Genomic DNA, 11,819 nt, shown 5'->3' on the forward strand with positions numbered 1-11,819 from the left:
TTTGCCGGCAGCCGGCTCCATCTTCACGCCCTTGGAATCAAAGCTGGCGGCGGGCCGTTCGTCCTCATAGTCGGCGCGGATCAACATTGCGGCTTCCTCCGCCGCCTCGAAGGTCTCGGCAACCACCAGAGCGATGATCTGACCGTCGTGAAAAACCGTCTTGTCGTGCAACGGCCCGATCGAACTTGCGCCGGTGTTGCCGAATTTCGGCGTGTCGGTCTTGTCCATATCGTCATAGGTGACGATGTCCAGCACACCGGGTACGGCCCGGGCGTCTTTCGTGTGAAGTCCCGAAACCTTGCCCCGGGCAATGCTGCTGGTGGCAAGGGCACCGTAGGCGACGTTGGCCGTGACGATGTCGGCGGGATAGCCGGCCTGTCCGGTAACTTTTAGCCGGGCGTCAATGCGGACAACCGGATCGCCCTGGTTTTCCCTGGGGGCGGGTGCAGCTTGGTTCATGGCTCAGCCCTTCATATCCCGGGTTTCGAGCAGCGCCCGCACCAGCGTGCGCTTGCCGAGCGGTATCTTGAATGCGTTATGCTCGCGCGGTCTGGCATCGGCGAAGGCAGCCTCGGCAGCCTCTTGCGCCGCGGCTTCGTCAAGCACTTTGCCCTGTAGCGCGTCCTCTGCTTCGCGCGCCCGCCACGGCACCGTCGCCACACCACCAAGCGCAATGCGCGCACTCCTTACCGTCTCGCCCTCCATGTCGAGCGCAACAGCCGCGGACGCCAACGCAAACGCGTAGGATTCGCGATCGCGAATCTTCAGATAGCGCGACCGGCTGCTCCACCGTTCGAGCCGCACTTCGATGGTGGTTATGAGCTCGTCGGCGGCGAGATCCGTCTCGATGTCGGGCGTGTCGCCCGGCCGTTTGTGCAGCTTGGCAAATGCAAGCGTGCGCCTCCCCCGCGGACCTTCGATCTCGACGGTGGCATCGAGCGCAACCAGCGCCTGCGCGAAATCGCCGTGATACGTGGCGATGCAGGCATCGCTCGTACCCAGCACGGCGTGTTGGCGATTGGACCCTTCCATCGCAGCGCAACCGGAGCCGGGTTCGCGCTTGTTGCACGGCCAGGAAATCTCTCGAAAATACTCGCAGCGCGTACGTTGCAGCACATTGCCGCCCAGGCTCGCCATGTTGCGAAGCTGACCGCTGGCGGCGAATTTCAGGCTGTCGGCAAGGGCCGGGCAACGCCGCCGGACGTCATCGTTGTCGGCTGCTTCACCCATGCGGACCAGTGCACCAAACCGGATCGTGTCATCGTTTATCCTGATCTGCCGCAAGGCTGGCTCGGCAAGAGTGTTGAGGTCAAGCAGTCGGTCCGGCCGCGCGACACCGAGCTTCATGTAGTCGGCCAGATTGGTGCCGCCGGCGATGAATTGCGTGTCGGCGCCGGTTGGCGGAACGCGCACGGCATCGACACGGGATGCCATGGCGATTGCAGCGGAGACGCTGGTTGGTCTTTCATAAACGAAGGGGCGCATCCTAGGCCCTCCTGATCTCGTCGCGCGCCTGGACGATCGCCGCAACGATGTTGGGATAGGCCGCACAGCGACACAGATTGCCGCTCATATATTCGCGAATGTCATCTTCCGACCCCGCATGGCCTTCGTTGATGCAACCGATGGCGGACATGATCTGACCCGGTGTGCAATAGCCGCATTGAAAGGCATCGTGGTCGACGAAGGCCTGCTGGACCGGATGCAGTTCCCCGTCCGTCGAGGCCAGGCCTTCCACCGTTGTGATCTCCCGCCCCTGGTTCATGACGGCAAAGCTCAAGCAGGACAGTACCCGCTTTCCATCGATCAGAACCGTGCAGGCGCCGCACTGACCGTGATCGCAACCTTTCTTGGTGCCGGTCAGGCCGACGTGGTCGCGCAGAGCGTCAAGCAGGCTGGTTCGATTGTCGAGCGCGAGATTGTAGGTCTGTTTGTTGATACGCATTGAAACCGCCGACAAGTCGCGCGGTTCGGCTGGCTTTTCGGACGCTGGCTGGGCAGCTCTCGTCGGGGAATTCACAAGCGGCATCGCCGCCGCCGCCGAAACAGAGGCCGTCATGAACATGCGTCTGCTCAGGCCACTGGACATCTTGGCATCGGACATGGCTGGCTCCGGGCTGGCTGGGTCTCAAGCGGCCCAAACCAGTCGCGGAGGACAAAGTTCCCTCCTCACGAGCCTGTGATTCCTTTTTCTGTGGCAGGTTCGATGTAACCGGAACCTCACCTGTCGGGCGATGGTTGTGTGCCAAGAGCCGGTTTGTGCCAAGGGCCGGAAGGAGGCGATCATGAGCGATGGTCGGCATGACAAGGACGATGACAATGGACCTGTGTTCTCTGCGGAGCAGGCGAGACAGGGCGAGATCATCCTGCGAACGCGCACGCGTCGGGTTATCTTCATAGCAGGCTTGGTCGGTATCGTGATCCTGGCCATCGTGGTCAGGTTGGCAATCGGCTGAACCAATTCCGCCAGGCGCGAAACCGTGCCCGGTCGCCAGGAACCTTTTACGACCAGTTGTCGTTGACTGGCCACGGTCAAAACTCCTGGAAGTTCTCCCGTGGACGCGAAAACCCAAACCGAAGAACCTGAAACCGGCGACACGCACGCCGCGCCACGCAGGGCCACCTCAGACGCGTCGCCAAAACACCGGAAAGACGCCGGTCAGGCCGACGGTCAGGAGCACAAGCAGGACAAGCAGGCCAGAGAACCAAAGCCCAGCCTGCTGAGCTTCCCTCGGCGGCACCCTTACATATCGATCGCCATCCTGCTCGCAGTGCTGTTGATTGCCGTAGGGCTGGTCTTGTGGTGGCTGGACGCGCGTCAGTATGAATCGACCGACGATGCTTTCATCGACGCCCGCACGGTGACGATCGGTGCCGAGATATCGGGTCGTATCACCGATGTCGCGGTCACCGACAACCAGTCTGTGAAAGCCGGCGACGTGCTCTTGCGCATCGACGACAGCGACTATCAGGCAAGCCTGGCGGAAGCCGACGCCGGTGTGGCCTCGGCGCAGGCCGAGATCGTCGATGTCGGTGCACAGATCGAAGCACAAAACGCCAAGATCGATGCGGCACAGAAGCAGGTGGCGCAGGCCCAGGCCGCGCTCGAGTTTGCCAAAGCGGAGGACAAGCGCAACCGTGAGCTGCTGGCCAAGGGAACCTCCACCCAACAGCAGGCGGAACAGGCCGCTTCTACCCTGCGCCAGGACCAGGCCGCCCTCGACAGCGCCGGAGCAAACGTGGCAGCCGCGAAAAGCCAGGTCACTGTTCTGCAAGCACAGACCAAGAGCGCGCAAGCAAAGCTCAATCAAGCCAAGGCCAGCCAGGAGCAGGCCCGCACCATGCTGTCGCGCACCATCATAACCGCGCCTGTCGCCGGTCGCGCCACCAGTATCACGGCCGCCAAGGGCACCTACGCCCAGCCTGGTCAGGTGCTGATGATGTTCGTTCCCGACGAGGTCTGGGTGAAGGCTAATTTCAAGGAGACCCAGCTTGATCTGATGCGGCCGGGACAGCCCGTCGACATCGATATCGACGCCTATCCCGAAAAGAACTTCCACGGCCGCGTCGACAGCATCCAGGCGGGCAGTGGCACCGCCTTCAGCCTGCTGCCGGCCGAGAATGCCACCGGCAACTTCGTCAAGGTGGTGCAGCGCGTGCCCGTGAAGATCGTCTTCGACCGACCGCCGGGCGTGCTGCTGGGTCCAGGCCTGTCGGTGGTGCCGACAGTCAAGGTGAGATGAGCGCCGTCGAAATGGCTGGTGAACGGAGCGAAACCCGGTCCGCCGCCGGCGGGCGCAATCCGTGGCTGATCGCAGTCGTCGTCTCGATCGCCACCTTCATGCTGGTGCTCGACACCTCGATCGCCAACGTGGCGCTGCGCAACATCGCCGGCAGCCTCGCGGCCGGGATGGACGAAAGCACCTGGGTGATCACCACCTATCTGGTCGCGAATTCCGTGATCATCCCGGTTAGCGGCTGGTTGGCCAGCGTCATCGGCCGCAAGCGTTACTACATGCTTTGCGTGGCGATCTTCACCATAGCGTCGCTGCTGTGCGGCCTGGCGCCCAATCTGGAAATGCTCATCGTCTTCAGGATCCTGCAAGGCCTCGGGGGCGGCGGCATGGCACCCAGCGAACAATCCATTCTCGCCGACACCTTTCCACCCGAAAAACGCTCCCAGGCATTTGCTCTTTACGGCATTGCCGTCATCGTCGCACCGACAGTCGGGCCGACCATCGGCGGTTGGCTGACCGACCATTTCTCCTGGCACTGGATATTCTTCATCAATGTCCCGTTCGGCATCATGTCGCTTGCCTTGGTGCAGTGGCTGGTGGTCGAGCCTGATGTGCTCGAGCGCGAACGGCAGGAACGGTTGAAGGGCGGCCTCAGAATAGACTGGGTCGGTTTCATCCTGGTCGCCACGGCACTCGGCTGCCTGGAGATCTTTCTCGATGAGGGCCAGCGCAACGACTGGTTCGCATCAGGTTTCATCGTGACCTTCGCGGCGATTTCGGCGGTCTCATTTCTGCTGCTGATCCCGTGGGAATTCAGTCACCGCGATCCGATCGTCGACGTCCGCCTGCTGTTCAGCCGCCAGTTCGGCACATCGTTCCTGGTGATGATGGCAGTGGGCGCCGTGCTGTTCAGCACCACCCAGTTGATGCCGCAACTGCAGCAGACCGCCTTCAACTATACGGCCACCCTGTCGGGCCTGTCGATGATGCCAGGTGGCATCGCAATGTTGATGCTTATGCCGATTTCCGGATTTGCCGGCGCCATCGTCCAGCCCAAATACCTGATCATGGCAGGCATGTCCGTCGTCGCTGTCGCGCTCTGGCATATGACATCGCTCACCCCGGACGTCAGTTTCGGCTTCTTTGCTTTCGCGCGCATCTTCCTGATGATCGGTTTGCCGTTCCTGTTCATCCCCATCTCGACGGCGGCTTACGTCGGTCTTGCTCCGCAGCAGACGAACCAGGCGTCGGCACTCATCAACGTTGCCCGCAACATCGGCGGAAGCATCGGCGTGTCGCTGTCCAACACAGTGATAGCCCAGAACGCGCAAATCCATCAGGCAAACCTCGTCGGCCACACGGCACAGTCGTCACCGACCTACCAGCAGGTTCTGCGTCAGGCGACCGAGCACTTCGTGGCTCAAGGGTCGCCGATGATCGACGCAAAACAGCAGGCGGTCGGCTGGATAGGACAGTTGATAGCGCGGCAGGCCTCATTGCTCGCCTATATCGATGTCTTTCGGTATTGCGCGGTAGCGACCGCACTGCTCGTTCCCCTCGCCTTGCTGCTGCGCTCTCCCCGGCCCGAAAAGCGTTAGCTCGCGCCGCGGCGGTGTATGGCGCTGCCCCGCCATGCGGCTTCGGCTTCGCGAACTTCCGTTGGAACCAGCGCGTCGAGTCGACGTTCAGCCCTTGTTCAACAGGAGGAGCTGGCCATGCCACGAGGCGACAAATCGAAGTACACTGACAAGCAGGAGCGTAAAGCCGACCACATTGCCGAAGGTTATGAGAAGCGCGGGGTTTCCGACAAGGAGGCAGAGCGGCGCGCATGGGCAACCGTCAACAAGGACGATGGCGGTGGCAAGAAGGAAGGCGGTTCGGGCCGCGGCAAACACACGGGCCATCCGGCGGCGCACAAAGGCGGCAAAAGCGGCGGCAAGGCATCGGCATCACGGTCTGCCGCAAGCCGATCGGAATCGGCAAAGAAAGCTGCAGCGACCCGCAAGCGCAATGCGGAACACCGCGCCCATTGATCTGACGGCGGCGCTCAATGGGGCCGAACGATGGAAGGACAGGGATGAAATCGCAGCTCGTCAATGAGATCGGCGGACAAAGGACATTTGTCCTGGTGCTCGACCCGCGCGAAGAAGCGTTCGCGGCACTGACCGCCTTCGCGGTCGACCAGAAGATCGGCAGCGCGTCCCTGACCGCCATAGGGGCTTTCGAAAAAGCCACCGTGGGCTGGTTTGATCCGGACGCGAAGACCTACCGCAAAATCCCTATCGACGAACAGTGCGAGGTTCTGAGCGCGATCGGCGATGTCGCACTGGGTGATGACGATAAGCCCAGCCTGCACGTCCATGCGGTGCTGGGATTGAGCGATGGCACCACCCGGGGTGGACATCTGCTTGATGGCATCGTTCGGCCAACGCTCGAAATCACCCTGGTGGAAGCGCCCGGCCATCTGCGCCGCAGCAAGCGCCCGGATCTCGGTGTCGCGCTCATCGATCTGGACGATTGATCTCCAGCCGCTCTAGCTCGTTCTCAGGCCTTCTTGCTCCGCTCAGCAGGTGCTGTGTCCGGGGCCGCTTCCCACCCGAACACGCTGCGCCCGCCAAGCAGATGCGACTGGTCGAATTCTCCCGCGACAATTTCCTTCAGGCTGGGGCCGGTTGCGTATCGTTCGACTTGCCGCGACTGATCGTCGAGCCGCCTCAAGGCACCGATTTCCTCATCGCGACCGAGCTTTGCCTTTTGCACGGCCGACTTCAGAACCCCGATCGTCTCATCATAGACCTTCAGCGGCACTGGAAATGGATGCCTGTCCTTGCCGCCATGCGCCAGCGAGAAGCGGCCGGGATCGGAAAAGCGGCAAGGCGCGCCATGCACCACCTCGGCAACGAGGGCCAGCGCGCGCACCGTGCGCGCGCCGACGCCGGGGACCAGAAGGAGCTCGGCGAAATCGGTGGGACCGCGGTCCGCGGCGGCGGCGATATTGCCGTGAAGACGATGCATGACGACATCGCTTTCGCGAACGTCATGATGGGCCGGCATGACCAAATGCGGCAGCAGCGGCTGCTCCGGTTCCTGCCGGCGCCTCGGCTCCGCGCAACGCTCCAATGCCGCAAGCTCGCCCAGGATGCGATCGGGTCCGAGCTCCTGCAAAAGGTTCAGTTGCCCTTGGCGCGACGCGTCAGCGCGCCTGTCGGTCAGGTTGACGATCTCGCCTTGATTGATGCCCTCGATGGCGGCATGCGGCTGGTCGACAAAACTCTTGAGCCCCTCGGAGAGCCAATGGTAGCGGCGCGCCACCTTGCTGTCACCGTTCATGCCTTGCTGCACCACGACCCAGCGACCGTCATCGGTGACGATGAAACCATGCAGGTAAAGATCGAAACCGTCCTGGACTGCGGCGCTGTCGACCTTGGCGACAAGACGGCTGACGGTGGCCAGGCCCGCTCCGTCAAAGCCGACGCGTTGGCCGATGGCTTCGAGTTCATGCGGGGTTTTTCGCGAATGCGCGCCGCGACCACCGCAGACATGAATGCCGAGCTCGCCGGAAAGCGGCGTGAGGCCACGCTTCAAAGCGCCCACGACGCTGGTCGTGATCCCCGACGAGTGCCAATCCATGCCCATGACAGCACCAAAGGACTGAAACCAGAACGGATGCGCCAGCCGTCGCAGCAGTTCGTCTCGACCATAGTGATGAATGATCGCTTCGCACATCACGGCGCCAAGACGCGTCATGCGGTCACCGAGCCATTTTGGCACGCGCCCGCCATGGAGTGGAAGATCAGCACTTCCCGATCGTTGCGTCACGTCTGCTATCCGTTCTGGTGTCCGTTATTCTCTTAACAGATAGGCAGCCAAACCGCGCAAGGAAGCATGGACACTTTCCGCCGAGCCGAGTTGGCGAACGTCAAGTCCAGTTCGAGAGAACCGTTTCCATCTCAACCGTCTCGACCTGCTGCGCGAAACGTTGGTGGTAAACGGTCAGCAGTGCGTCGTGGGTTGCATCGGAAGAACTGCATAGCGCGTCCGTGACGAGAACCACGCGATAGCCGAAATCGATGGCTCCGAGCACCGTGGCCAGAACGCAAACATCCGTTTCGCCACCGGTGATGACGAGCGTATCGATGCCGCGCTCCACCAGGAAGGCTCTGAGGCGCCCTTCGAACCAGGGCGAGTAGATGTGCTTGTCGATTATCGCCGCTGGCGGGCAGTAGCCGGCTAAAGACGGCAACAGCTCGGTCATTTCAGGCCCGATCGTCTCGATCGTCTGTGAAGCCCAGCGCTCATAATAGCGCTTCCAGGTGCCGACGCCCTGCCCCGGCTTCTTGGCTGGCAGGAAGCGTGTAAAGACCGTCTGCGGCGCGCGTCTTTCGACCAGCGTCTCGATCTGCGGGAGAACCCGGGTGATCCAGGGTGTTGCCCATTGAGACGGCTCGGCAAACAGCCGCTGCATATCCACGCAGACATGCATGCATCGATCGCCCAGGGGACCGTATGCCAGCCCCGGCATCGACATCAGTGCGTCTCCGACCGGCCAAGCATTCCCTGACTCCTCATTTTGCCAGCAAAGACACGCAACGCCGCGCGCAAGCACTGGTTCCTGAGATAGCCAACAGGAACCGACGCAAATGACCGGCGTTTCCGCTGTGATGAATGGAGGTGCTCGCATGAGACCGCGCGAGAGGCGTTGGAGCCGCAAGTCAACCGGGGCGCCAAAATGGAACTGAGCGGAGGATGTCTCTGCGGCACGATCCGCTTCCGCGTTGGAAGCGAACCGAGAGTGCATTACTGCCATTGTGATATGTGCCGGCGAGCGACCGGCAGTGCGTTCGCGGTTCTGGCCTGGGTACCTTCCCAAAGCGTGACCTGGACCGATGCGACGCCGACCTATCGCAGGTCTTCGCCGATTGCCTGCAGGGGGTTTTGCTCCGCCTGCGGATCGCCGCTCAGCCTCGCCTATGACGCATCGCCGGGAGAGATCGCGCTTCATGTCGGAACGTTCGACGATCCAGCTCGCCTGGAGCCGCGCTACAATTATGGATCGAGGCAGCGACTTGGCTGGGTTTGCTGCGGAATGGACCTGCCGCACCACGACACCGAGGAGCGATGGTGAAACCATGTCTGAAGGGGAAGCCTGATGAGCATGTTTTACCGGGCGGCCAAGATTGCCGAAGAGGTCCACGCGGCACAGCGCGACAAGACCGGGCGACCTTATATCGAGCACTGTCGGCGTGTCGTTGACGCGGTCGAAACCAAGGATCAGAAGGTCGTCGCCTATCTCCATGACGTCCTGGAAAAGGGCGAAGGCTGGGACCGGACCAGGTTGGAAGAGGCCGGTTTTGGCCCGACGATCGCGTCGGCCGTCGACGCCATGTCGCGCAGGGACGGCGAGGATTACTTCGCGTTCGTGCGACGAGCGGCATCGAATCCATTGGCGCTGCCGGTGAAGCGCGCGGATCTGGCGGACAATATCTGGCAGGCACGACAGGCCGGGGCATCAACCGTCAGATACGAGGAGGCACTACGCATCCTTGATGAAGAGTTTCCACGCGGTTAGCAGCTGCCTTGAATTTCAGCTCGCGCCGATGAGAACGGGCAATCTACTCCGTGACGTGGGGCGTATGCCTTCTGTCCTCCGCGGGCTCGACATCGATGCGCGCCTTTTCCGGATCGAATGCACCATGACGTGCAATGGCCCGCGCCGCGGTTTCAGGCGTCTCGTATGCCCACATGAAATCGTCAGCCGAGCTGCCCACGGCATGGACGCGCCAGTAGCTCGCGGTACCTTTCAAAGGGGAGCGGCTGGTGGTGTTCGTTTTTTCGAAAAGGTCAAAATAGATGTCTTCGAAAGGGATATAGAACACGGGCTCATGCCCTTCTTCCTGAAGCACTTTCGCCCGTTCCGTGGCAGCGACTATGGCGTCGGAAAATCGTACCGTCACCGTGCCCGCAAACGGTTCTATGGCCAACTGGCCAGCATGGTGTCTTGAGATTGCGCCTGAAGCTTGCATCCAAATTCTCCCTGGCTGCCGATTGATTGCGAGACCGCATTTCGGTTCGTCATGCATGGAGACGAAATGCGCGGCGATGCGTCAGGTTCCGGTCTTTACTATGGGGTCGATGGCGCCCCTCCTTCAGCGCTTGCCATGGCTATCGAGAAACGCAGCCAACATTCGCGAAACCTGATCAGAAGCCTCACGCGTCGGGAAGTGTCCGATGCCATCCAGCACCACCCGCCTGTAGAACGCGGTGAAATGCTCTTCGAGCCCCTCTGAAGACTGGGCAAACACAACGCGGTCGTCACCACCGTGAAGCGTCAGGATCGGCACGGTGATGATCTTGACCGTTGCTTGCCGGCGGGCGAGTTCGGCATAACGCGGATCGGGCTCGGCCTCTTCCCACCGGACCCGATAGGAATGCAACGTCACATCCGCCCAGTCAGGATTTTCGAACGAGCTCGCAACGCCATCGAAAATGGCGTCGTCGAACCAGCCTGATGGACCCCAGCTGTCCCACTGATACCTGGCGAATTCCTTGCCGTTCTTTCGTACGAACTCGGCGCCCCGTGCGGTCGCCATGAACCATTGATACCAAAATGCTTTCGCCTGTTCGGGCGTCGGCGTTGCTGGTTTGCCTGGTTGCCAGCCGAGGGACAGCGCAGCGCAGCACTTGATGCGGTCCGGAAAAACCGACGCGAGCAGATAGGATATCCGAGCGCCCCAATCATGTCCGACAACTGCAAAGCGGCTGATGCCAAGCGCATCTGCAAAATCCAGCACATCCTGCGCCATCGCGGCAATCTCGCCCGAGCGCATGGTTTCTTTCGACAGGAACGATGTCGGCCCAAAGCCTCGCAACCAAGGGGAAAACGTCCGGAAGCCAGCTTCATGAAGGACCGGCGAAATACGAGCGTATGTCGTCGCGTCGTCGGGCCAGCCATGCAGCAGGACAACCGGGGCGCCGTCCTGCGGTCCACCATCGAGATAGGCGACGCGCAGCAGAGGTGTGTCGCAATGTGAGACGGAGTTCATTTGCTCTGAGGCACCGTAGCTGGCTGGTCGCCGCCAGTCGTGGGGCCTGGTCTGGCGGCCTGATCAACCTGTGGGTTCTTGTTGCTGGTGGCTTTCATCGGCTCGGTGTTGTTGTCGCAGGCGCCGAGCGCAAGGGCAGCGGCCAAGACCAGGAATGAAAAGAACCTCTTCATCGAAACCTCCTCTGGTTGATGCCCGGCAAACGAGGTTCCGCCAATTTGGTTGCCCGACCGGGGTCCTCAAGACGCCATGGGATTGCCGATCAACGCTTCGAGCTATTGGAATCGGCCGCAACTGTCGGGTCAGGCAGAACCGGGCCACGTTCAGTCTCCGAACCCTCAGCTTCGATCTCCTGCACGGCCCGATCCCAGTGCTCCTGCTCGCGGCCTACCGGCCGGCCCTCTTGTTCCCAGATTTCATGGGCCCGTCGTTTGATCTTTTCTTCCCTGCTGTCCATGGCTAGATCCTCCAATTCGTCAGTCTCAATTCCGGGCCATATTTTTTGTTCCTCCTCTGTCGGCAACAGCCGCTGCCGGATTTCGGGAAGGCCCTTGTGGATTGCATGGAATGACCGGCTTGGTAAATTTCGTACCGATATTTTTTCGTGACACACCTATGCTCGCAGTTTTATGAATCAGGCTATCGGCCAGCGCCGAGCACGTCCCTCTCCGATCCCACTGCCCGGCGCTCAAAGCCGGATCGCCCGTCGCATCGACATGGCGGGCTGTTGCTTCGATTGGAGGTGACGCTCATGCGGGAATTGCCGAAAGACATCGACGCCGATGTGGTCATCGAAATCAGCAAGCTGCTGGACGACAGCCCGCTTTTCGTCCCGGTGCGGGTTCATGAACTTGCGGCCAGGGTGAGGCAGAGGGTGAAGACCGGCCTGCCAGACCTTTCGATTGAAGAACTGATCGTGGAGATGGCCTCCGTACGTCAGCTGGCCATGGCCTTTGATCTGCCTGGATCGGAGAATGTCGTGCAAATCCCGGTGCGGTATCGCCGCTAGCACTGCGACATCAAACGCTCCATCCGGAGG

At 61.4% G+C, this 11,819-nt stretch carries 16 protein-coding genes and 1 pseudogene; 8 read left to right on the forward strand and 9 right to left on the reverse strand.

The genetic code is table 11. From position 1 onward, the window contains the following. The 3 genes and pseudogenes from EN925_RS07360 to EN925_RS07370 form a co-directional block, all read right to left on the reverse strand. Positions 1-459 (reverse strand): annotated as a pseudogene (locus EN925_RS07360) (xanthine dehydrogenase family protein molybdopterin-binding subunit); the annotation flags it as partial. A 3-nt stretch (positions 460-462) separates the two neighbouring features. Next, the gene (locus EN925_RS07365) at positions 463-1,485 is read right to left on the reverse strand and encodes a xanthine dehydrogenase family protein subunit M (protein ID WP_127368663.1); all 1,023 of its coding nucleotides are present in this window, start codon (positions 1,483-1,485) and stop codon (positions 463-465) included. A gap of 1 nt (position 1,486) precedes the next feature. Then, positions 1,487-2,104: a (2Fe-2S)-binding protein gene (locus tag EN925_RS07370; protein ID WP_024505525.1), complete on the reverse strand. Its 618-nt coding sequence runs from the start codon at positions 2,102-2,104 to the stop codon at positions 1,487-1,489. A gap of 181 nt (positions 2,105-2,285) precedes the next feature. On the opposite strand from EN925_RS07370, the gene EN925_RS07375 reads away from it, so the two are divergent. The 5 genes from EN925_RS07375 to EN925_RS07395 all read left to right on the forward strand — a co-directional run bounded on the left by EN925_RS07375 (position 2,286) and on the right by EN925_RS07395 (position 6,258). Further along, positions 2,286-2,456: a hypothetical protein gene (locus tag EN925_RS07375; protein ID WP_127368664.1), complete on the forward strand. Its 171-nt coding sequence runs from the start codon at positions 2,286-2,288 to the stop codon at positions 2,454-2,456. A gap of 99 nt (positions 2,457-2,555) precedes the next feature. Then, on the forward strand, positions 2,556-3,743 hold the full coding sequence (locus EN925_RS07380) for an HlyD family secretion protein (protein WP_127368665.1): 1,188 nt from the start codon (positions 2,556-2,558) through the stop codon (positions 3,741-3,743). 11 nt (positions 3,744-3,754) lie between these two features. Beyond that, positions 3,755-5,335 carry a DHA2 family efflux MFS transporter permease subunit gene (locus EN925_RS07385; RefSeq protein ID WP_127368666.1) on the forward strand — a complete coding sequence of 527 codons (1,581 nt, stop codon included), beginning with the start codon at positions 3,755-3,757 and terminating at the stop codon, positions 5,333-5,335. A 117-nt stretch (positions 5,336-5,452) separates the two neighbouring features. After that, complete coding sequence (locus EN925_RS07390; RefSeq protein ID WP_013531559.1) at positions 5,453-5,770, forward strand: hypothetical protein; 318 nt, start codon at positions 5,453-5,455, stop codon at positions 5,768-5,770. A 44-nt stretch (positions 5,771-5,814) separates the two neighbouring features. Next, positions 5,815-6,258 carry a PPC domain-containing DNA-binding protein gene (locus EN925_RS07395; RefSeq protein ID WP_024505528.1) on the forward strand — a complete coding sequence of 148 codons (444 nt, stop codon included), beginning with the start codon at positions 5,815-5,817 and terminating at the stop codon, positions 6,256-6,258. A 23-nt stretch (positions 6,259-6,281) separates the two neighbouring features. Here the strand turns inward: EN925_RS07395 and EN925_RS07400 are convergent, their stop codons facing one another. Both EN925_RS07400 and EN925_RS07405 read right to left on the reverse strand, forming a co-directional pair. Continuing rightward, positions 6,282-7,556, reverse strand: coding sequence for a DUF763 domain-containing protein (locus tag EN925_RS07400; RefSeq protein ID WP_013531557.1), 1,275 nt, complete (start codon positions 7,554-7,556; stop codon positions 6,282-6,284). 100 nt (positions 7,557-7,656) lie between these two features. Then, positions 7,657-8,265, reverse strand: a complete 609-nt coding sequence (locus EN925_RS07405) for a cysteine hydrolase (RefSeq protein WP_013531556.1) — start codon at positions 8,263-8,265, stop codon at positions 7,657-7,659. Between the two features lie 201 nt (positions 8,266-8,466). Between EN925_RS07405 and EN925_RS07410 the strand changes: the two genes are divergently transcribed. Both EN925_RS07410 and EN925_RS07415 read left to right on the forward strand, forming a co-directional pair. Further along, complete coding sequence (locus EN925_RS07410) at positions 8,467-8,862, forward strand: GFA family protein (RefSeq protein ID WP_027161657.1); 396 nt, start codon at positions 8,467-8,469, stop codon at positions 8,860-8,862. Between the two features lie 24 nt (positions 8,863-8,886). After that, complete coding sequence (locus tag EN925_RS07415; RefSeq protein WP_013531555.1) at positions 8,887-9,306, forward strand: HD domain-containing protein; 420 nt, start codon at positions 8,887-8,889, stop codon at positions 9,304-9,306. 43 nt (positions 9,307-9,349) lie between these two features. On the opposite strand, the gene EN925_RS07420 is transcribed toward EN925_RS07415, so the two are convergent. From EN925_RS07420 to EN925_RS07435, 4 genes are all read right to left on the reverse strand, one after another. Continuing rightward, positions 9,350-9,760, reverse strand: a complete 411-nt coding sequence (locus tag EN925_RS07420) for a DUF427 domain-containing protein (protein WP_013531554.1) — start codon at positions 9,758-9,760, stop codon at positions 9,350-9,352. A 123-nt stretch (positions 9,761-9,883) separates the two neighbouring features. Then, positions 9,884-10,780: an alpha/beta hydrolase gene (locus EN925_RS07425; protein ID WP_127385506.1), complete on the reverse strand. Its 897-nt coding sequence runs from the start codon at positions 10,778-10,780 to the stop codon at positions 9,884-9,886. Continuing rightward, on the reverse strand, positions 10,777-10,953 hold the full coding sequence (locus tag EN925_RS07430) for a hypothetical protein (RefSeq protein WP_013531552.1): 177 nt from the start codon (positions 10,951-10,953) through the stop codon (positions 10,777-10,779). The genes EN925_RS07425 and EN925_RS07430 overlap by 4 nt, the downstream gene beginning before the upstream one ends. Before the next feature lie 89 nt (positions 10,954-11,042). Further along, positions 11,043-11,237 (reverse strand): DUF2934 domain-containing protein, encoded by a 195-nt coding sequence (locus EN925_RS07435; RefSeq protein ID WP_032808298.1) that lies wholly within the window; start codon positions 11,235-11,237, stop codon positions 11,043-11,045. Between the two features lie 294 nt (positions 11,238-11,531). Between EN925_RS07435 and EN925_RS07440 the strand changes: the two genes are divergently transcribed. Then, entirely contained in the window at positions 11,532-11,789 is a 258-nt protein-coding gene (locus EN925_RS07440) for a hypothetical protein (RefSeq protein ID WP_013531550.1), read from the forward strand. Positions 11,790-11,819: the final 30 nt, after the last annotated feature.

Origin of the sequence: Mesorhizobium sp. M7A.F.Ca.US.006.04.2.1 (assembly GCF_004022915.1) — a bacterium.
Taxonomy (GTDB): Bacteria; Pseudomonadota; Alphaproteobacteria; order Rhizobiales; family Rhizobiaceae; genus Mesorhizobium; species Mesorhizobium ciceri.